Raw genomic sequence first — 21,892 nt, 5'->3', positions numbered from 1 at the left:
TTTAAAAGTATAACAATATAATCTAGAATGAGTTCATCAAGGAAGCGCTTGCAAAAAAAGGGAGGCGTCAAACGAAATGAACAGAAAATTATCCGCGAAGCTTGGACTTGTAATGCTATTATGCTTTGGAATGCTGCTATCGGCTTGTTCATCAGGTGGAAATGGCAACAGCTCTGCTACAAATGGAAACACGGGGAATAAAGGCGATGCAGCAACAAACGCACCGCAAGAAAAAGTGAAGATTTCGTTTATGGGTCATGGCAGTCCGCAGGAGAAAGATATATTTACGAAGCTGATCAAATCGTACGAAACGAAGTATCCGAACGTAAAGGTAGAGTACACAAGCGTGCCGCCTGCTGAATACAATCAGAAGCTGTCTACGCTCGTTGCATCGGGCAAAACACCGGACGTATTCTATGTATCGGGCCCGCAGTTTTACAAGTTTGCCGAAGCAGGCACGATTCAAAACCTGCAGCCGTTTCTAGAAATGACAGAGCTGTTCCAAGCCGATAACGTATGGAAACAAGCGCTAGATCGTTACCGTTTTGACGGTAAACAGCTGGGGCAAGGGGATTTGTACGGATTGCCGAAGGACGTAGGTCCATGGGCAATGGCATACAACAAAACGATGTTTACTGAAGCTGGGCTCGAATTGCCGCCGGCAGAGGTTGGCAAATGGACATGGGAAAACTGGTTAGATGCAGCGAAGAAGCTGACGAAGGATGAGAATGGCGATGGCAAAGTCGACATTTATGGCGGAGCCAACTTTACGCTGGAAGGCGCGGTATGGGCAAGCGGAGGAGACTTCATCGACTATACAACAGGCAAAGTAACGATTGATACACCGGAATTCGCAAAAGCAATGCAATGGGTAGCAGATCTGCGCATCAAGCATAATGTATCGCCATCGCCGGAGGATGAGAAAGCAATGAATTCGTACTCGCGATTTGTAGCTGGCAAAGTAGGCATGTTCCCAATGGGACCATGGGATCAACCGGGATTTTGGGATTTGCCGTTTGAATGGGATATTGCGGCATGGCCGGTGAATCCGGAGACAGGCAAAGCAGGAACATGGGTTGGCTCAATGGGTTACTCGGTATCCAGCAAATCGAAGCATGCACAAGAAGCGTTTAACTTAGCAGCATTTCTTGCACTGGATAAAGAAGGACAAAAGCAAAACTACGAGCTTGGGCAAGCGGTGCCAAACTTGATTGATATGGCAAAAGGCGAGTTTGTAGCTTATGACAAAGCACCAGCAAATCGTCAGGTATTCCTTGATATTATTGAAGATTACGGTCATCCGCCAATTGATTTCGGTTCGAAGGATACGAAGTGGATCGATACGATGTGGCAAGAGGCAGGCAAAGTGTGGGACGGCAAGATGACAGCTGCAGACTGGGCGAAGGAATTGCAGCCGAAGCTTCAAGAGCTGTATGACAAGGGCAATAAATAATAGGATTATACAATATTGAGGTTAAAGGGTTGTTTCTAAAGTAGATCATTCTACTTTTGGAACAGCCCTGTTTTTTTTGATGGAGCTTAGGGAGAATGCTGTCCTTCCCGCATCATTTATATAGCTTACGAACCCAGTAGGTCTTATTTATATCTTATATTCTGGATTAAAAACGTAACGAACTCTATAATCGTTATTTCGAGAAAAACAGCTTATGGCACCCTAAAAATCATGATATAACGTTAATCAGGTTCGTTAAAATGAAATAAGAGAAGTTTTCTACATAATAAGCATCATACAGTTCATTAGAGATATAATTCGAGGATATTATGTATAGCCGATGAGATCAACAATTGGATCTGAGAGGAACAGCCCTCCTAGATAACGTAGATCAATTTTCACTGAGATGACCGGGGTTTAAGTTTATGCCTTCTTGTATCTTCTAGGAGATCTCGCTCATCTTTATAAAAGATCATCAATTATTCCATTGCAGACAAAATAAAATTAATTTAGTATAATTAATATATTAATATAATGAGAGGACGTCGTTATGAAAAATTTCCCTTTATATAAGCAAATTCAAGTCGATATTTTAGGGCAAATCAAAGCTGGGAAATTGCGTCCTGGAGATCGTGTCCCTTCCGAGAAGGAGCTTGCGGACAAATATAGAGTAAGCCAAATCACGAGTAAAAACGCATTGATTGGTTTAGCGGATGAAGGCGTACTCGTTCGAGTACAAGGCAAAGGAACGTTTGTAAGACAGGATGGCGAAACGGCTGAGGATTTAGATGTTTCAAGCCATGTGCGGGACGTCATCGGACTTATTTTACCGTGCATGAAGACGAAGGTGGATCAGAAAATACTGGACTCAATCGAAAAGTACGTAACAGCCAGCGGCTACAACCTACAGGTAAGGATTACGAGAGAGTCGCAGCTTGAAGAAAGCGCAGCTATTGAATCGATGGTCGCTGCAAGCGTACGCGGATTAATTGTATTTCCGACGGAGGAGGAGCGATACAATGATAGCATTTTACGCTTGTCGCTCGATAAATTTCCGCATGTGCTAATTGATCGTTTTTTGAAAGAGATTCGCACATACAGCGTCAGCTCGGATAATGTAAATGGGACGGAACAGGCTATCACTCATTTGCTCGACAGCGGCCATGAGCATATTGCCCTTATCACGCCTGAAATTACGAATACAGCGACCGAAGAAAGAGTGATCGGATTCGAAAAAGCGTATTTAGCCAAAAAGCTTCCGATTAACAAGGATTTGTGGTGTATTCTCAAAATTGAGGATATATCGAGCGGCAATGCGCAGCACATTATTGAATCCTTTATGAGTGAGCGTCCTGAGGTTTCAGCAGCATTCGTTGTCAATGTGGAGTTGACCAACTATACCTATTACGCAGCGAAGAGGCTGAAGAAATTAGTGCCTGACAATCTCGAGCTTGTTTGTTTTGACCGGCCTGATTTTCAGGATGTATCGTATTTGCAGCAAAATGAAGACGAGATTTGCAAGGTTACCGTTGAGTTGCTTCATGCGCAGCTACAAGGGGAGTACGAGCCGCAGCGTATTGTTGTACCCGTAAAATTTTGCGAAATGTAATCAATAGAACATACAAATACCGTGTGCTGATTTTTAGCGCATGGTATTTTTTTATATTATATTCAGTATATAAACATATAACAATATAATTTATAATGAATTCATTGGATTAAGCGCTTACAGGGCGCTATAAGTATTCACACAACATAGGGGGCGACAACCGCAATGAAGAGCAAATTATCCGCAAAGCTTGGACTTGTAATGTTATTATGCTTTGGAATGCTGCTATCGGCATGTTCATCAGGTGGAAATGGCAACAGCTCTGCTACAAACGGAGATACGGGGAATAAAGGTGATGCAGCAACAAACGCACCGCAAGAAAAAGTGAAGATTTCGTTTATGGGTCATGGCAGTCCGCAGGAGAAAGATATATTCGCCAAGCTGATTAAATCATACGAAACGAAATATCCGAACGTAAAAGTAGAGTACACAAGCGTGCCGCCTGCTGAATACAATCAGAAGCTGTCTACGCTCGTTGCATCGGGCAAAACACCGGATGTATTTTACGTATCGGGCCCGCAGTTTTACAAGTTTGCCGAAGCAGGCACGATTCAAAACCTGCAGCCGTTTCTAGAAACGACAGAGCTGTTCCAAGCCGATAACGTATGGAAACAAGCGCTAGATCGTTACCGTTTTGACGGCAAGCAGCTGGGGCAAGGGGATTTGTACGGATTGCCGAAGGACGTAGGTCCATGGGCAATGGCATACAACAAAACGATGTTTACTGAAGCTGGGCTCGAATTGCCGCCGGCAGAGGTTGGCAAATGGACATGGGACAACTGGTTAGATGCAGCGAAGAAGCTGACGAAGGATGAGAATGGCGATGGCAAAGTCGACATTTATGGCGGAGCCAACTTTACGCTGGAAGGCGCGGTATGGGCAAGCGGAGGAGACTTCATCGACTATACAACAGGCAAAGTAACGATTGATACACCGGAATTCGCAAAAGCAATGCAATGGGTAGCAGATCTGCGCATCAAGCACAATGTATCGCCGTCGCCGGAGGATGAGAAAGCAATGAATTCGTACTCGCGATTTGTAGCTGGCAAAGTAGGCATGTTCCCAATGGGACCATGGGATCAACCGGGATTTTGGGATTTGCCGTTTGAATGGGATATTGCGGCATGGCCGGTGAATCCGGAGACAGGCAAAGCAGGAACATGGGTTGGCTCAATGGGTTACTCGGTATCCAGCAAATCGAAGCATGCACAAGAAGCGTTTAACTTAGCAGCATTCCTTGCGCTGGATAAAGAAGGACAGAAGCAAAACTACGAGCTTGGGCAAGCAGTTCCGAACTTGATTTATATGGCAAAAGGCGAGTTTGTAGCTTATGACAAAGCACCAGCAAATCGTCAAGTTTTCCTTGATATTATTGAAGATTACGGTCATCCGCCAATTGAGTTTGGTTCAAAGGATACAAAATGGATCGATACGATGTGGCAAGAGGCCGGCAAAGTATGGGATGGCAAGATGACTGCTGCGGATTGGGCGAAGGAATTGCAGCCGAAGCTTCAAGAGCTGTATGACAAGGGAAATAAGTAAACTAAAGTTTCGAATGATAAACATAAATAACGAATAGCTAGTGCGAGGATGTGTACGCATGAGGAAAAGTAAACCTAGTTATATCCGCAAAGAATATGCATGGGCCTACCTGTTTGTCGCGGCCCCAGTGCTTGGCTTTCTCATTTTTGGAGTCGCACCGCTTCTTTACTCCGCGTGGTTAAGCTTCACGTCTTGGGATTTGGTTACGCCGCCTGAGTTTGTAGGTTTTGATAACTATATAGAAGTTTTTCACGATGAGAAGGTGTACAAATCACTTTTTAACACTGTATTTATGATGCTTGGCATACCCATTGGCATGATTGTGGCACTCTTGCTTGCTATTATGATGAACCGTCCGCTCAAAGGAATCTCGTTTTTACGGACAATCTATTACTTGCCAGTCATTTCACCCATTATTGCGGTGTCGTTGTTATGGCAATGGATCTTGAATCAAGATTTTGGTTTGCTCAACCAAACGATGTGGAGTTGGTTCGGCATCGAAGGGCCTAACTGGTTAGGTGACGCAAATTGGATTAAACCTTCCATGATTTTGATGGGAGTATGGGGCGGCGTTGGCGGTACGATGGTTCTTTATTTAGCCGGGCTGCAATCAATTTCGTCGTCCTATTACGAGGCAGCTGAAGTGGATGGCGCGAGTGCATTCCAGAAACTGCGGTTAATTACCATTCCACTGCTGACGAACATTCATTTTTTCGTTATTGTCATGGGCGTTATCGGCGCGTTCCAATCGTTTAGCCAAATTTACGTATTGGCAGGCGACGGAGGGCCGGAGTATAGTGCGGCAACCGTAGTATTTTATATTTTCGAAAATGCGTTCAAGTATTTTAATATGGGTTATGCCAGCTCAGTGGCTTGGGTTCTTGGCATTATTATTTTCATCGTTACACTCCTTCAGTTCCGTTTATCGAAAAAATGGGTGTACAACGATTAATCTTTTACCGTTACAGTTTGCGAGGGGAGTTTGATTTCAAATGCAACAGAAACGAATAACAAACCTTTGGGTGGCATTAATTCTATGTATCGGCTCTATTATTATGCTGGCGCCGTTCGTTTGGACAATATCCACTTCATTAAAAGATCAACGCAACGTTTTTGAAATTCCGCCTAAATGGATTCCAGACCCGGCTACATTCAAAAACTATGTAACGGCTTGGAATGATTCTCCGTTGCTAAGCGGTTTTATGAATAGCATGATTATTGTCGTCTTTGTACTTGTCATTGGAATCTTCGTTTCAACAATGGCGGCATATGCATTCGCTAAGATTGAATTTCCGTTTAAAGATGCTATTTTTCTATCCTTGCTTGGCACGATGATGATTCCTTTTTCCGTCGTTATGATCCCTCAGTTTATTGGCTTCTCGTCAATTAATTGGACGGATACGCTTTTGCCGCTTATCGTACCCGGGTTATTTGGCAATATCGTCGTTATTTTCTTCCTGCGCCAATACTTGGCGGGAGGTTTGCCGAATGAGCTGGTGGAAGCAGCGAAGCTGGACGGCAGCGGTTTCTTCCGTACCTTCTGGACCATTGCACTGCCGGTTGCAAAACCTGCGATTGCAGCTCAAGCAGCGCTTAGCTTCATGGGCATTTGGAATGATTTTATGGGACCGCTTATTTATTTAAGCTCCCCGCAGAAACAAACCATTCAAGTTCTCATTGCTTCTATGCAATCACAATATATGGGATCTTCTAACTATCCGGTAATCTTGGCGGCATCGATTATATCGATGGTTCCAGTCATTCTTGTATTCTTTTTCTGCCAACGCTACTTTATCGAGTCTATGGCGATTAGCGGCTTAAAAGGTTAGCGCATGAGATATTTTAACCTTACACAAATGAGGGCGACGAAGCTTGTCGCCTTCCTCGTTGTATGCATGGTAGTCATGTTAAGTGGCTGCAAGTCCACACCAGAAGAAAAAGCAGTCGTACTGTTGAAGGAGGATGCTAAATTGTATACAAATTCGTTGAAGCTGGAGCAAGAGTGGGAGGATTACGGGATCGGAGATCCTTTCATCATGCGTTACAACGGTAGGTTTTATTTGTATTGCAGTACAAAGGACTTTCGTCCGGGCATTAAAGCTTGGAGCTCCGAAAATTTAGTGGATTGGAAATATGAAGGACTAGTCACTGAAGACCCCATTACGACTGGGGCTTATGCACCTGAGGTCTTTTACTGGAATGGCAGCTTTTATTTATATACATCCCCGGCAGGCCAAGGGCATTATGTGCTGCAAAGCGACAGCCCAACGGGCCCTTTCGTCGTCAAAACCGAAAATCTCGGAAATTCTATCGATGGCTCTGTTTTTATTGACGATGACGGGAAATGGTATTTTACGAATGCAGGCACGCAAGGCATCGTTGCGCATGAAATGCCAGATCCATTAACGATTGATGTTGGCGTAACGACTAATGCATTTCTTGGACATTGGACAGAAGGTTCAATGATCTGGAAGAGAAATGGCCTTTACTATATGACGTATACGGGCAATCACGTATTTAGTAACGGTTATCGGGTGAACTACGCAGTATCCAAGGACGGGCCTTTCGGTGATTATACGATTCCTGCAAACAATCCGATCGTCATCAGCGTAAAGGATGAATTTAAAGGGCTTGGCCATAGTGCAACAGTGCTTGGGCCGAATATGGACTCTTATTATTTGACTTATCATAATCTGGTTGGACATTCTTCTGAAGGCCCGCCAGTACGTGAATTGAACATTGATCGACTTGCCTATAACGGTGATAAGCTGGTTGTTTTTGGTCCATCTCATGATCATATGCAGCCTGCGCCAGCAATGCCTACATTATATAGCTGGCTCACAGACGGCATTTCTTCAGAACAATGGGATGAATCATCATCCGCGGCTGAACAAAAGGTACTGAGTAAACTTTCGACGGAAGATGCGTTTATTGCGGAATACAACTTCAGATTGAATCTTTCGAACAGTGCAGTGGATAGCGGTACGATTGCAACTGTATTCTCTTATACAGATGAAGCTAATTATTCAGCAATCAAGTTGTGGCCAGGAAAACATGAGATTGGGTATGTAACGGTTCAAAATGGATCAGAGAAACAGCGTGCACAAGCACTGCTTCCTAATGAATTTGATTACTTGAAGCTGCATACGATTCGTGTCGAGCAGCGTGATGACACTGTTCTTGTCTTCTTCGACGGAATGAAAAAGATAGAGGAGCATACAGCTAAGCCGAGCAGCGGGAAAATTGGCTATATCGCCAATCAGTTGCAGCCAATTTATGAATATACAGCCTTTACGAATGAAGCAGGCGGCAGCAGTGATTTTGAGTCCTATAAGCCTGTGCCTGGGGCAATTGAGTCGGTTCATTATTTGAAGGAAGCTGATCGCGGCTTTCATTTGGAGCAGAAGCCATCCGAGACCAGTGATTTTAGGAAAGCAGACGGTGTACCGATTCGCAAGCTGGATGACGGCAGTTATTCCGTGAGCCTGCTGCAAGGCGGTGACTGGTTGAAATACAAGCTGAATGTGAAGGATCATGCGAAATACGGGATCGGCCTAACGCTTAAAAAGCCGGAGAAGGATGTTGTCTTGGAGTGGTCAATTAACGGCGGCGAAGCCGTGAAGACGAAGATCAAAACCGATGACCCAGCCTTTGTAGAAGGCACAGCGAAGCTTCGAATTGGAACAATCGAAATTGCGGCAGGTTTTCATGAGCTTAAGATAGAGCTGAAAGCTGGACCAGTGGAAATGCATTCATTTGAGCTGTTCGCTACAGACCTGCTGGATAAGGAGCAGCCGTTCCATTCATTATCCTCTCAAACGGGAATGGGGCTGTTTAGACAATCGGAGGATGATTATAGCGGCAGCGGCATAGATGATGACATGTTGTTTGCGGGCAGTGACAATTGGGACAATTATGAGCTGGCGTTTGATGTGCAGTTGAATGCAGAAACGGATATCGGAGGCGTTTTTGTTCGAGCTTCCAATGAATCCTACCATCCGGCTCAGGTTAGGGATGCAGTCATGGGCTATTACATCGGTATTTCTTCTTCGCAGCTGACTTTGAATCGGATGAACTATGATTCCAATTTAGTAGCTAGTGAAAGCGCAGAACTGGAAACCGGTAAAGCCTATTCGTTCAGAGTTGTTGCAAAAGACGGGAACATAAAAGTATTTCTGGGGGATGGCTCAACTCCAGTTATTAATTATACGGACCCTTATCCATTTTTGCATGGCAAGGTGGGCATTCGGTCAGAACGTTCAACAATGTTGTTCAACCATTTAATGATAAATCCGCTAAAAAAATAATATATAAGCATAAGCAATAGGACTGGAGTGGGAACATGATGGATGCAATACGAAATGAATATCCAAGACCGCAATTTGAGCGATCATCCTGGTTAAACCTGAACGGGGAATGGGAATTTGAGTATGACGACTCAAATGCAGGTTGTGATAATAAATGGTTCGAGAGAAAACAGTTTGATCGCAAGATTCAGGTGCCGTTTTGTTACCAAAGCGAGTTAAGCGGCATTAATGAAAAATCGTTTCACGATATCGTATGGTATCGTAAAAGTATTGAGGTTCCAACGGAGTATGCAGGGAAACGAATCATTCTCCATTTCGGTGCTGTTGATTATGAAGCAAAGGTATGGGTAAATGGACATTTAGTAGCAAGTCATGAGGGCGGCCACACCCCATTTCATGCGGATATTACTGCAGTGTTGAATGCAATAGGCCCCAATAGCATAGTCGTGCGTGCACAAGATTATAGTAAAGACGTCACGCTGCCTAGAGGGAAGCAGTATTGGAAGGAGCAGTCAGAGCAAGTTTTCTATACGCGAACGACTGGGATTTGGCAAACGGTTTGGATGGAGGCTGTTAATCAAGCGCATGTGAGCCGAGTGAGATTGACGCCGGATATCGATCATAATAAAATTCATATTCGCAGCTTTATTAAGGGAACGGAATTATATAATGGCTTGCGACTCAGCATTAAAATATCGTTTGAAGGTGAATTAATCGCTGAGGATGTTATTCGTGTTATGGAGCAGGAAGAGGAGGTCTCTATCAAGCTTCATGATTTTAATGATCATGGGCTTGGGCGCTGGTGGTCGCCGGAGAAGCCAAACTTGTATGACGTTGAATTTATGCTGCTTGATGGAGAACGAGAATTGGATCATGTCAAAAGCTATTTCGGCATGAGAAAGATATCGATTGAGGATGGCGTTATTTGCTTAAACAATCGTCCTTATTATATGAAGCTAATTTTGGATCAAGGTTATTTTCCAGGTGGTGTGCTAACAGCTCCAAGCGATGAAATGCTCCGTACGGATGTCGAGCTGACCAAGCAAATGGGATTCAATGGGGCGAGAAAACATCAAAAAATTGAAGACCCGCGTTATTTGTATTGGTGCGATAAGCTTGGACTGCTCGTTTGGGGCGAGATGGCCAATGCGTATCAATACTCCGAACAATACGTGACGCGTATCATGAATGAATGGCAGGAGGCTGTTCACCGTGATTACAATCATCCTTGTATCGTCGTGTGGGTTCCGCTTAATGAAAGCTGGGGAACGCCAAATATATTAATAGACAAAAGGCAGCAGCACCATGCCTCTACTCTTTATTATTTGACCAAATCTCTCGACGATACAAGACCTGTTATCTCAAACGATGGTTGGGAGCATGTGAAATCTGATATTTACACGGTTCATGATTATGAGAGCCAAGAAGAGATACTGGCAAGTAGATATGCAACGCCAGAAATGTCCGTCAAATGTGATCCTCAAGGCAGAAAAATACTTGTGCCTGGGTTCACTTATAATGGCGAGCCGGTGCAGCTATCGGAGTTCGGCGGTATTTCGTATATTAAGGATAATGAAGTAGGTTGGGGGTATTCTTCGGCTAGAGACGATCAGGATTTCTTGAACCGTTTAGTTGCCGTGATGCGTCCAATTATAGCGGCTGGCGGACTGCAAGGTTATTGTTATACGCAGTTAACGGATGTTGAGCAGGAGAAAAATGGATTGCTGTCCTTCGAGCGTGAACCAAAGCTTCCTATTGAAACCTATCGAGAGTTAAACAAAGGAATGGTCCCGGTTCTATAAGCGGCTTTCCAATTCTGCGAACTGCACTTAGCATAGCTAATGTACTTACCGAACATAATAGTCGAAACAAAGACTATGAACAGGTCAGGAGCATTGCGATATGTTTAAAGAAGCAGTATCTATAGTTGATCAGAAGGTAAAAGTGATTGAAAGCGATCATGGCACTATTTATTTAGTCGGTCCCATTCAACTTCCGGTGAAGCTTGATGAAGGCGAGGCAATTTTTCAATGGTATTGTTGGCTGCTCTGCAAAGAGCAGCTTGACGATGCGGAGCAAATCATCAAGAAGCTTTCGTCGATTAATTTAGCAGAAATGCAGCAATCAAGCGTGCTGGTGTATGGCGATTTCGAACAGGCAGATGAGGCGTGGATTCGAATGCACAGCATTTGTCATACGGGCGATATTTTTGGCAGCAAACGTTGTGATTGCGGTTATCAGCTGCATGAATCAATGCATATGATTGTGGAAAAGGGTACAGGCGCATTATTTTATTTGGCCAATCATGAAGGAAGAGGAATCGGTTTGTTCAGCAAAGCGATGGCTTATTTACTGCAAGAGAAGGGTTATGACACCGTAGAGGCAAATGAGGAGCTTGGCTTTGTTGATGACGCTCGCAGTTATAGTGATGCGATACTCGTATTGAAAGCACTTCGTGAGAAACCAGTGTCACTCATTACGAATAATCCGAAGAAGCTGGATGCATTGCAGGCGGCGGGGCTTGATGTGAAAAATCGTATTCCGCTGTGGGGAGATCGATCGGAGCATAATGAGAGGTACCTCGCGACAAAAGTAAATCGTTCGGGTCATTTTGCAGCAAGCGGTTGTCCTAATGAATAACTAAAGGTTGGAAAATTGGATAGGGCTGCCCCAATAGCACATAAATGCGCTAGCCGGACAGCCCTTGTTTGTATCATATATTTAACCGGACCTCTTCTTCTTATAAGAAAGGCCGTACTGGGTCCCCTTGTTAACAGCAAACAGCATGTGTACCAAGTTGTCTTAAACTCGCATCCTAAAACAACGAAAGCCCTACCTCTCTTCCGTCCTCGCGGCTCCGATGACCGCGCCAGTGTGAATCAGAAATACATCACGTAACAGGTTTGGAATTAACAGCAAAGAAATCAAAATCTGAGGAAAACATTGAATCTTACTGGGGATGTTATGGGGTTAAATATTATACATTCCCATTATCATACTACATATTATATTTAAATGCAACAACAAATACAGCGAATGACTTTTTCCTTTCTGGATACTCTAGAAATGGAAGGGGGAAGTAAAATGCCAAGTTGGATTGAAATTGTATTGCGAACGTTAGCGGCCATCACTATTTTATTTGCGCTTACGAAGGTTTTGGGAAAACGCCAAATTTCCCAGCTGTCGCTGTTCGAGTACATAACAGGTATATCCATCGGTAATATAGCCGCATATATCTCGCTTGATCTCGACAATTTATGGTTTTTGGGACTGGTATCATTAGCGGTTTGGGTTAGTGTGTCGGTCGGAATGGAATTTTTGACCATAAAAAGCAAGAAGGCTCGTGACTTTATTGACGGAAAAGGTACTGTGCTAATTAAAGATGGCCAGCTGCTCAAAGAAAGCTTGCACAAGGAACGGTTGACCTTGGATGAGATGCTCGAGCAATTGCGCAAAAAGGATGTATACCGTGTAGCCGACGTGGAGTTTGCTGTTATGGAATCAAGCGGTGAAGTCAATGTCCTGTTGAAGAAAGCCTATCAGCCTTTAACGCCGGATACGCTTGGCTGGCAGGTGCCGAATGAGCGAGAGGCAATGACCGTTTTGATGGATGGGGATATTCAGGATGAGGTGCTTACGAATTTAGGACATGACCGGCAATGGTTGCTGCATGAGCTGGAAAAGCGAAATGTGAAGGAATCAGAAGTGTTTTTTGCCCAAATTGACAGCAATGGCGAGCTGCTTATCGATACCGGCGAAGAAAGCAAGCAGCCGCAAAATAGTCAACAATCCAAACCCAAGGATCGTGTTATTATGTTGATTGAGCAGTTTGAGGCGGAGTTGATTCGACTTGAACGATTGTCTCGTAATGAAAGCGATCGACGCGTTTATCAGACTGCAATTGATCGCTTTCAAGCAAGCACAAAGTCTCTGCCTGATCAGCTGTTGAAACATTAGCCTATGTCCATCTAGCCGACCAAAGCTTCATTTCTTTTAAAATATGATGCAAGTCCTCGCCCTTAGGTGTCAGTGTGTATTCGACGGTAACGGGCACGGTTGGAAAAACCTTGCGTTCAAGCACGCCCTTATCCTCGAGATGACGGAGCGTGCTTGTTAATGCACGAGGACTAACCGCCGGAATTAGCCTCTGTATTTCTCCGAATCTTTTGGTGCCGCAAAACAGTTCTCTCAGCACTAAAAAAGCCCATTTGCCGCCGATCACATCTAATGTCTTCTCAATATTACATTCGATATGGAGCGGTTCCTTCGGAATGTAATTATGTGCACTCATCGACAATTCCCCTCTCTTCTATCTGCTACCAATAGTATAGTATGTATATATAAGATAATAAAGTGAAAAAACATTCACTACTTTAATAATAGAACGTTGTACTATAGACTACAGATGAAGAGCGGAGTAAATCGATTAAGAGGGGTGTTTTGGGATGAAGTATAGAAGACTTGGCAACAGCGGTTTAAAAGTAAGTGAAATTGGACTTGGAAGCTGGCTCACTTACGGCACGGCAACAGAAGCGGAAACCGCTAAGGAATGTATACATAAAGCTTATGACGCTGGCATTAATTTTTTTGATACTGCTAACGCTTACAATAATGGGGAAGCCGAAAAAGTTATGGGAGATGCCTTAAAAGGGTATACACGCAGCAGTTATGTTCTCGCAACCAAGCTGTTTTTCCCAATGGGTTCAGGACCAAATGATCGCGGACTTTCTAGAAAACATATCGTCGAGCAATGTGATGCGAGCTTGAAGCGTTTGGGTACTGATTATATAGATCTTTATCAATGCCACCGCTTTGATTCGGAAACGCCGGTTGAGGAGACTTTGCGGGCACTCGATGATTTGACGGCACAAGGGAAGGTGCTTTATGCAGGGGTCAGCGAGTGGACAGCTGCGCAAATTACGGATGCTGCAGCGATAGGGAAACGTCTTAACCTCCGGAAGCTTATTTCGAATCAACCGATTTACAATATGTTTGAGCGGTATATTGAACGGGGCGTTATCGAAGTTTGTGAGCAAGAAGGCATGGGGCAGGTTGTTTTCTCACCGCTTGCACAAGGGATTTTAACAGGTAAGTACAAGCCAGGCCAAGCCGTGCCGGCAGGCAGTCGTGCTGCAAATGATAAGACAAATGGCATCATTAACAGTTATTTGCGAGAAGATGTACTGCAGGTTGCAGAGAAACTGGAGCAGCTGGCTGCAACGATTGGAGCATCATTGTCACAATTTGCATTAGCATGGGTGCTTCGCCAGCCGAATGTGAGCTCAGCTATTATCGGTTCGAGCCGACCGGCTCAAATCGAAGAAAACATAAAGTCAGTAGACATTGAACTGTCAGATGAGCTGCTATCACAAACTGAAGCAATCTTGGCAGAAATCAGCGGCTTTGCTCCGATGCGTTAAAAAGCAAAATGATAGAAATAACAAAAAGGCTCTCCGTGAGAAGTGCCTTTTTGCTATATATATAATAGAAGCGATTTTTTTTTAATGATTCATTTGAGTCTCGGATGGGCTGTAGGTGCCTGGTTGTGTAATTGGAGAAGGCATATCCTTTCCGCCGGCAAAATGATATTTCACTACGGTATTGAATTTATCGATATGTGGCATTAAGGATCGACCTCCCCAAGCTTCCTTGGCAAAATCGTTGAAGTAATTTACGAACTCCATATTGGCTGAAATATGAACTTCTTGTACAGCTGGAGCCAGCTCGCGAACTCTAAGAGCGACAGTCTGCTTAAGTTCATCCGACAAATCATTAACATCATTTACTGAGAAATAGGAGTTGTACGGTGACACAAGGATCTTACTGTTGCCATACGGACTGCCCGTATCATGGTTATATACGCCATCACTAGTGCCTGTATTGTCTTGCTCGCTTTTACCGCCGGAATTGCGAGTGCCAACTGCGGTCCAATCAAGCATTAAACCGACATAAGCATTTTTGTCTGTGAGCATAACGATTGCGGAAGCCACGCCGTTTAGATCAGTTACTTTGCGTGAGATGACGGAGCTGTATTCAAAAAATGAATTATTATGCTGGTCAGCATTGTTCGTAGTCGGCCCATAAGCTCTGCCGCCGAGCATCTTCGGATCGTTAGCTTGACGGCTTCCATAATCGGTGTCGCTTTGCTGAGCATACTGTTTGTAGGCACAGCCGGCTGAAGTTGTTATCATGACTGCCGACAGCAGCAATGCGGCAATTCGTTTAACCATAAAGAACGGACCCCCATTCATACGATAATGGCTTTAGTTTTTGCCGCGGCTCCATAAATATACGTTTTTGCAAGCATACATAATTGACCATGGGTTTGGTGCACAATGTAGGATAGAGAGAATGCCATGCAGACGGGCTAAACAAGACAGTTTATCATGCGAAAAAACGCAGTAATGATGCGAATTTGACAGCTTTGAGAACAATTTGTGAACTCTCTGTGGAACATTGACAAATAGGGGCTTCAACTTTATATTTAATAAAGTGATTTAAGTTGCAGGAGTTGTAATAACATCTGTGAAACACGCAGCCAGCCGTATGCCACGTGAAAATTAGGCAGCTGCGAAAACGTCAAAAGTGGGGTTGATTAATGATGAAACGGTGGCGATTTGTAAAACGGCTTGCGCCGCTTATGGCCATGATGGTGCTAGTACTAGCGGCTTGCGGGCGGAGCGATTTGTCGACGCTGAATCCTCAGGGACCTGTAGCGGAAGAACAATTCGGGCTGATGAAGCTGGCAATTGGAATCATGTTGATCGTGATTGTTGCCGTATTTGCGATTTCTTTGTTTGTAATTATTCGTTTCCGCAGACGTCCGGGAGACAAAACAATTCCTAAGCAGGTGGAAGGAAATCATAAGCTTGAGATTATTTGGACAGTAATTCCAATCATCATGCTTATCATTTTGGGTGTTCCAACCGTTCAATCCGTATTTAATCTTGCTAAAGACTACAGCAAAGATCCGGAAGCGGTTCAGGTCATCGTTACTTCACACCAATACTGGTGGGAGTTTGAATACCCAGCTTACGGAATCAAGACAGCACAAGAGCTTATTATTCCAAAAGGTAAGACGATCTCCATCACAGCGAAATCCGCAGATGTGCTTCACTCATTCTGGATTCCATCGCTTGCTGGGAAAATCGATACCAACCCTGGTGCTAACGTAAATAAAATGTACTTCTCTGCACCAAAAGAAGGCGTTTACCTGGGTAAATGTGCTGAGCTTTGCGGACCTTCACATGGTTTGATGGACTTTAAAGTTAAATCAGTGGACGAGTCGTCATTTGATCGTTGGGTAGCTGCACTTAAAGAACCTGTAGCGCTTCCAAGCGATCCGGCAATTGCTAAAGCATTTGAAAGCAAATGTCTATCTTGCCACGCAGTGGGTGATTTGGGCGGACCTGCTTATCCTAACTTGACAGGTATCGGAAGCCGTGAGACTGTCGGGGGTATACTTGTTAACACCGATGATCCGCAATATTCCAATGAAGGTTCAGTATACGACAACTTGCACCGTTGGATCAAAAACCCGGACGAAGTTAAACCGGGCAACCAAATGGGTAAAATCGAAGATTTGACTGAACAAGAGATTGAAGGTATTGCTAAATACTTATCTGAATTGAAGCTTAACTACGAACAATAATTTATCGGTGATTGAAGGAGGTACCTACTTTGGCTCATGCGCATACGCATAAGGTCAAACGTTACAGCGGTCTGATGGACTGGCTGACTACGGTTGACCATAAAAAAATCGGAATATTGTATATGATTGCCGGCGGTTTTTTCTTCCTTGTCGGTGGTTTGGAAGCGATTTTGATTCGAGTTCAATTGTGGAAGCCGCTAAATAACTTTGTTAGCGCGGATACATATAATGAGCTTTTAACCATGCACGGAACGACGATGATCTTCCTTGCAGCGATGCCGCTTTTATTCGCCTTAATGAATGCGGTTATACCGCTTCAAATCGGCGCGCGCGACGTAGCTTTCCCTTTCGTTAACTCATTAGGCTTCTGGACATTCTTGTTCGGCGGTATTTTGCTTAACGTGAGCTGGTTTACTGGCGGCGCTCCAGATGCAGGCTGGACATCATATGCACCGCTCGCGGGGACGACTTATAACGGCGATCACGGCGTTGACTATTATGTACTAGGTTTGCAAATAGCTGGTATCGGAACACTTATCGGGGGTATTAACTTCCTCGTAACGATTATCAACATGCGTGCACCAGGCATGACGTTCATGCGTATGCCGATGTTCACATGGGCTGCGTTCATTACTTCGGCGCTAATCCTGTTCGCATTCCCTGCTTTGGCAGTTGGTTTAGCGGCACTCATGTTCGACAGATTGTTTGATGCAAATTTCTTTGATCCTTCTGGCGGCGGTAACGCGGTCCTATGGGAGCATATTTTCTGGATATTCGGGCATCCTGAGGTTTATATCCTCATCTTGCCGGCCTTCGGCGTTATTTCCGAGGTAATAAGTACATTCTCACGCAAGCGTTTGTTCGGTTACAGCTCGATGGTATTCGCTACAATCCTGATCGGCTTCTTGGGCTTCATGGTTTGGGCGCATCACATGTTCACGGTTGGTCTTGGACCAGTTGCGAATGCGCTGTTCTCCATTGCAACGATGCTTATCGCGGTTCCAACAGGTATCAAAATTTTCAACTGGCTATTTACGATGTGGGGCGGTTCCATTAAATTCACGACAGCTAACTTGTTCGCTGTCGGATTTATACCAACCTTCGTAATGGGCGGCGTTACCGGCGTCATGCTGGCAGCAGCACCTGCTGACTTCCAATATCATGATTCTTATTTTGTCGTAGCGCATTTCCACTATGTTATCGTAGGTGGTTTGGTACTGGGTATTTTCTCAGGCCTTCACTACTGGTGGCCAAAAATGTTCGGACGTATGCTGAATGAAACACTTGGTAAATTGACGTTCTGGACATTCTTTATTGGCTTCCACTTAACATTCTTTATTCAACATTTCCTTGGCTTGCTAGGTATGCCTCGTCGTATTTGGACATATCTCGACGGTCTTGGTTTCAACGAAATGAACATGATCAGTACAGTAGGCGCATTCTTGATGGGCTTTGGTACAATTTTCTTCTTGCTGAACGTTGTTATCACAGCTTTCAAACCACAAAATGCACCAGCTGATCCATGGGAAGACGGTCGTACTCTAGAGTGGACCATTCCATCTCCACCTCCTGAATACAACTTTGCTCAAACACCGCTTGTACGCGGCTATGATGCATACTGGAAAGAAAAAACGGACGGTCACAAGGGCATGACGCCTGCGGAGCCAATTGGTCCAATTCATATGCCTTCTCCTTCGATCCTGCCTTTCTTCATGGGATTTGGATTGTTTATCGCAGGTTTAGGTTTCATGTACGCTAAAGATTGGGGCAACTTGTTTGGATCATTCAAATCAGGTTATGCTCTCGGTATTGTTGGTTTGCTGATCTTGTTCGGTTGCATGTTCCTTCGTTCCGTAATCGATGATCACGGCTTCCACATTGAAGAAGAAGAAATCCTTAGAGATATGGGGGGTAAAGCATGAGTGCGCATTCGCATGTAGAGGGGCAATTGCCTCATGAGCCCGAAAAGGCGACCCTCGAGGGACGCAATAAAGTATTAGGCTTTTGGCTTTTCCTTGGCGGAGAAACTGTATTGTTCGGAACGTTGTTCTCAGCGTTCCTAGCACTACGGAATCAAGTCCTTGATGGACCGCCAGCACATGAATTGTTCCAGCTTCCACTCGTTGCGCTTGCGACAGCACTCTTGCTTACGTCAAGCTTAACAAGCGTGTTCGCTGTTCATGCGCTGCATACAAACAGAGTGAAGGCGTTAATTAACTGGCTGATTATTACGGTCATTCTTGGCGCAGGTTTCCTTGCTCTTGAAATTTACGAGTTCTGGCACTATGTACATGAAGGCCACGGCTTTACAACGAGCGCATTCAGCTCCTCGTTCTATACGCTGGTAGGCTTCCACGGAGCACACGTTGCTTTCGGTATTACATGGATCACATTGATTATTATTCAATTAGCAAGAAAAGGATTGACTGTAGTAACAGCACCTAAGGTATATGTAGCTGGTATGTACTGGCACTTTATCGATGTTGTATGGGTATTCATTTTCACCGTCGTTTACTTGATGGGAAAGGTGGTTTAATCCATGGCAAGCAATCATACAGCCACTGAGGAAAGCCCCAAGCGTCATAAGGTCGAAGGACCTAAGAAGCATATTATCGCGTTTATTTTCTCGATCTTGCTTACGTTCATCGCATTCGCGACTGTAATAAGCGGAGAAATCAACAAAGATTTTATCTACATCATTTTGATCGGCTTAGCGGTATTGCAAGTGTTCGTACAAATGGCATTCTGGATGCACATGAAAGACCGTGGTCATACTTTCGCAATTATTGGGATTTTGACTGGTGTATTCATCGTCTTCACATGTGTCATTATGGCTGAATACTGGGCTTGGTGGTAACCGATTTAACTATTGGAGGAGAGGAGGGTCCCTAGGCTTGGGTCCCTCCTCTTTTGTAAAAAAGCTAGCGTAATTGAAAGGAGTTTCCACGATGCTTGGCTTACAATATTTTCGCTTCGAGGAATTGTGGACCCCCATGTTTCTATTCGGAATGGCCGCAATCGTCATTCTATATTACTACTTAATTGGACCATGGCGTGAGAAGAATGCTCCTGAGGCTGATGCAGCGACAAAGCTTCAGAAGTTTATGTTTGTTTCGGCTGCTATTATGTTTTATATGGTTCACGGAGGACCTTTAAATCTATTAGGTCACCTTATGTTTACATTTCATATGGTCAATATGTCAGTATCTTATTTAGTTGTACCGCCGCTAGTATTGCTTGGAGTACCAAGCTTCTTATGGCGAAAAATATTCTCCGCTCCGTTTTGGAAAAAACTGAGCTTCATGATGCATCCTATTATTTGTCTTTTGTTGTTTAATATTTTGTTCTCGGTTTATCATGTCCCAATTGTCCATGACTATGTGATGACGCACTTCTCTGTGCATCGTCTTTATTATTTTATTTTGCTTGTAACGTCGTTTATGATGTGGTGGCAGATTGCCTCACCTGTTCCGGAGTGGAGCAGACTTAGCGATGTGAAGAGAATGGCTTATGTGTTTGCGAACGGCATGCTTCTGACACCAGCTTGTGCTTTAATTATTTTTGCCAAAACGTCTATGTATGCGATTTATAGCGATCCTAATGTTTGGGTTACAGCGATGGGGTACTGTGTATCGGGTGATCCGAGCCGTTTGCTGGAGAGCTTTAGCGGTCCGCAATTTTTTAATATTATGGACGTTGTTGAAGACCAGCAGCTTGGCGGAATCGTCATGAAGTTCGTGCAGGAAATTATGTACGGCATTATATTGGCGTATATATTCAAGCAATGGTTCAAGCGTGAGCATAAGGATGATGAATTGCCGAATACGAATACAGGAACAGCTTAATACCAATTATTTAACGAACATTAGGTGGGGTAAAAGTGGACAAATATAATATTGTACCGACAATCAGTACTTTCTTCATCGTGCTTAGTGCGGTGCTGGTAGCCGTAGGCTGGAGGCTCGCGATTAAGCGCAGGCTGGCGGAGCATCAGAAGGTTATGTTTTATGCAGCAGTATCAGCAACGATCTTCTTTATCGTATATGTATCGCGTTCGATATTCGTAGGAAATACAATCTGGGGCGGCCCAGACAGCTTAAAGCCTTACTATTTTGTCTTCTTATTGTTTCATATCGTGCTTGCTACAGTTGGCGGCGCATTCGGAATTACAACACTAACGCTTGGTTATAAGAAGAAATTTGCCAAGCATCGCAAATGGGGTAAAGTAACTTCAGTGGTTTGGTTTATTACAGCTATTACAGGCACAGCGGTGTACGTATTGCTGTATCTTATGTATCCAGGCGGCCATACGAAACCCGTTATTGATGCTATTTTCGGATAGAACGACAATGTATTAGCCATGTTTTCGAAAGAGACTACTCTTTTGAGAACATGGCTTTTTTATGTTTATGCAGAAGTGATTGGCTTGCAAATAGGGGGATTGCCATTGTGCAGGAGTATTTACCGTAGAAGGGAATTCTCCTCCGAAAATCTTTTTATGGGAGTACTTGACAACTGTGTATACACTGAATATACTGTGTATAAGGATATATACAGTATATTCGCTAAGCGATTGAAGGGAGCAAATGCTGTGGGGTTATGGAAGGGTGCATGGTATTTAGCGAAGCATGAGCTGGCTAAAGATCGATGGAAAAGTCTTTTTACATTATTTTTTATCGGATATCTATTGTTATTTACCGTTCCTTTAATGCGGGATGGCTTCATAGGGGAAAATGGCCCATTCGGAAACTGGTCACTCGATTTCATTTACCTTTCGATTCTGCCTGTTCTAGGGTTCATTGCTAATAAGACAATGATGCGTTCCTGGAAAGAGAATTCCTATACGCGGAAGATCGCACAATGGAGAACGCTGCCGATTTCATCGAAACAAATTGCACTAGGGAGAATCATTCAGCTGGGTATCGTATTGTTTGCTGCTCAACTTGTTTTCTTCCTATTGCAATTTATCATTGCAAGGAATATGGGCGTTGATATTTCAGCCTTAAGCTTCGTGTTATATGGAGCAAGCTGGTTTGGCTATTCACTGACAATGGGGATTGGTTATGTATACTGGGAATTGGGGCATTCAGGAAAAACATATTTTTTCTTCAACATCACTTATCTCGCTTTTCTGCTTATCTTTTCAATCAGTCTAGCCTTTTTGGATATTGGAAATATTGTTTCAAGTTCGCTGCATGCAATCGAGAACGGCAGTTGGTGGCTGCCAATCATAACCGTAACTATTGGTGTTGCTGCTGCGTTCCTCGGCGTTAAACGAATTGAAAATCGGCTGGAGAAAAGAACCTACAGAGCATAGATATTTGAGAATG

19 protein-coding genes are annotated in these 21,892 nt (G+C 44.0%); 17 read left to right on the top strand and 2 right to left on the bottom strand.

Annotated features, from left to right (window positions below):
* Positions 1-76: 76 nt before the first annotated feature.
* From MHH56_RS27780 to MHH56_RS27740, 9 genes are all read left to right on the top strand, one after another.
* A complete protein-coding gene (locus MHH56_RS27780) occupies positions 77-1,453 on the top strand; it encodes a sugar ABC transporter substrate-binding protein (protein ID WP_339204869.1) in 1,377 nt (458 codons plus the stop codon).
* A gap of 550 nt (positions 1,454-2,003) precedes the next feature.
* On the top strand, positions 2,004-3,062 hold the full coding sequence (locus MHH56_RS27775; protein ID WP_339204868.1) for a GntR family transcriptional regulator: 1,059 nt from the start codon (positions 2,004-2,006) through the stop codon (positions 3,060-3,062).
* A 165-nt stretch (positions 3,063-3,227) separates the two neighbouring features.
* Positions 3,228-4,604, top strand: a complete 1,377-nt coding sequence (locus MHH56_RS27770; RefSeq protein WP_339204867.1) for a sugar ABC transporter substrate-binding protein — start codon at positions 3,228-3,230, stop codon at positions 4,602-4,604.
* Between the two features lie 58 nt (positions 4,605-4,662).
* A complete protein-coding gene (locus MHH56_RS27765) occupies positions 4,663-5,556 on the top strand; it encodes a sugar ABC transporter permease (RefSeq protein ID WP_076267158.1) in 894 nt (297 codons plus the stop codon).
* A 40-nt stretch (positions 5,557-5,596) separates the two neighbouring features.
* Positions 5,597-6,433, top strand: a complete 837-nt coding sequence (locus tag MHH56_RS27760; RefSeq protein ID WP_339204866.1) for a carbohydrate ABC transporter permease — start codon at positions 5,597-5,599, stop codon at positions 6,431-6,433.
* Between the two features lie 3 nt (positions 6,434-6,436).
* Positions 6,437-8,911, top strand: a complete 2,475-nt coding sequence (locus tag MHH56_RS27755) for a family 43 glycosylhydrolase (RefSeq protein WP_339204865.1) — start codon at positions 6,437-6,439, stop codon at positions 8,909-8,911.
* A 38-nt stretch (positions 8,912-8,949) separates the two neighbouring features.
* Positions 8,950-10,713, top strand: coding sequence for a sugar-binding domain-containing protein (locus tag MHH56_RS27750; RefSeq protein WP_339209745.1), 1,764 nt, complete (start codon positions 8,950-8,952; stop codon positions 10,711-10,713).
* Positions 10,714-10,813: 100 nt separating this feature from the next.
* Entirely contained in the window at positions 10,814-11,551 is a 738-nt protein-coding gene (locus MHH56_RS27745; protein WP_339204864.1) for a GTP cyclohydrolase II, read from the top strand.
* A 444-nt stretch (positions 11,552-11,995) separates the two neighbouring features.
* Complete coding sequence (locus MHH56_RS27740) at positions 11,996-12,868, top strand: DUF421 domain-containing protein (RefSeq protein WP_339204863.1); 873 nt, start codon at positions 11,996-11,998, stop codon at positions 12,866-12,868.
* Between the two features lies 1 nt (position 12,869).
* Here the strand turns inward: MHH56_RS27740 and MHH56_RS27735 are convergent, their stop codons facing one another.
* The gene (locus tag MHH56_RS27735) at positions 12,870-13,202 is read right to left on the bottom strand and encodes a helix-turn-helix domain-containing protein (RefSeq protein ID WP_076267153.1); all 333 of its coding nucleotides are present in this window, start codon (positions 13,200-13,202) and stop codon (positions 12,870-12,872) included.
* Between the two features lie 154 nt (positions 13,203-13,356).
* Here MHH56_RS27735 and MHH56_RS27730 point away from each other — a divergent pair, with 154 nt between their 5' ends.
* Positions 13,357-14,331: an aldo/keto reductase family protein gene (locus MHH56_RS27730; RefSeq protein WP_339204862.1), complete on the top strand. Its 975-nt coding sequence runs from the start codon at positions 13,357-13,359 to the stop codon at positions 14,329-14,331.
* Positions 14,332-14,412: 81 nt separating this feature from the next.
* Here MHH56_RS27730 and MHH56_RS27725 read toward each other — a convergent pair whose 3' ends face one another.
* On the bottom strand, positions 14,413-15,141 hold the full coding sequence (locus tag MHH56_RS27725) for a YhcN/YlaJ family sporulation lipoprotein (protein ID WP_339204861.1): 729 nt from the start codon (positions 15,139-15,141) through the stop codon (positions 14,413-14,415).
* A 368-nt stretch (positions 15,142-15,509) separates the two neighbouring features.
* Here MHH56_RS27725 and coxB point away from each other — a divergent pair, with 368 nt between their 5' ends.
* The 7 genes from coxB to MHH56_RS27690 all read left to right on the top strand — a co-directional run bounded on the left by coxB (position 15,510) and on the right by MHH56_RS27690 (position 21,879).
* A complete protein-coding gene (gene coxB / locus MHH56_RS27720) occupies positions 15,510-16,562 on the top strand; it encodes a cytochrome c oxidase subunit II (protein WP_076267151.1) in 1,053 nt (350 codons plus the stop codon).
* A gap of 74 nt (positions 16,563-16,636) precedes the next feature.
* Positions 16,637-18,484 (top strand): cytochrome c oxidase subunit I, encoded by a 1,848-nt coding sequence (gene ctaD / locus MHH56_RS27715; protein WP_076267396.1) that lies wholly within the window; start codon positions 16,637-16,639, stop codon positions 18,482-18,484.
* On the top strand, positions 18,481-19,098 hold the full coding sequence (locus tag MHH56_RS27710) for a cytochrome c oxidase subunit 3 (protein ID WP_076267150.1): 618 nt from the start codon (positions 18,481-18,483) through the stop codon (positions 19,096-19,098). The genes ctaD and MHH56_RS27710 overlap by 4 nt, the downstream gene beginning before the upstream one ends.
* Before the next feature lie 3 nt (positions 19,099-19,101).
* A complete protein-coding gene (locus tag MHH56_RS27705) occupies positions 19,102-19,419 on the top strand; it encodes a cytochrome C oxidase subunit IV family protein (protein WP_076267149.1) in 318 nt (105 codons plus the stop codon).
* A 91-nt stretch (positions 19,420-19,510) separates the two neighbouring features.
* A complete protein-coding gene (ctaG, locus tag MHH56_RS27700; protein WP_339204860.1) occupies positions 19,511-20,407 on the top strand; it encodes a cytochrome c oxidase assembly factor CtaG in 897 nt (298 codons plus the stop codon).
* 35 nt (positions 20,408-20,442) lie between these two features.
* Entirely contained in the window at positions 20,443-20,904 is a 462-nt protein-coding gene (locus MHH56_RS27695; RefSeq protein WP_339204859.1) for a DUF420 domain-containing protein, read from the top strand.
* 249 nt (positions 20,905-21,153) lie between these two features.
* Positions 21,154-21,879 (top strand): hypothetical protein, encoded by a 726-nt coding sequence (locus MHH56_RS27690; RefSeq protein WP_339204858.1) that lies wholly within the window; start codon positions 21,154-21,156, stop codon positions 21,877-21,879.
* Positions 21,880-21,892 lie beyond the last annotated feature (13 nt).

The organism is Paenibacillus sp. FSL K6-3182, assembly GCF_037976325.1.
GTDB lineage: Bacteria > Bacillota > Bacilli > Paenibacillales > Paenibacillaceae > Pristimantibacillus.
This window is presented reverse-complemented; position numbering and strand designations above follow the sequence as displayed.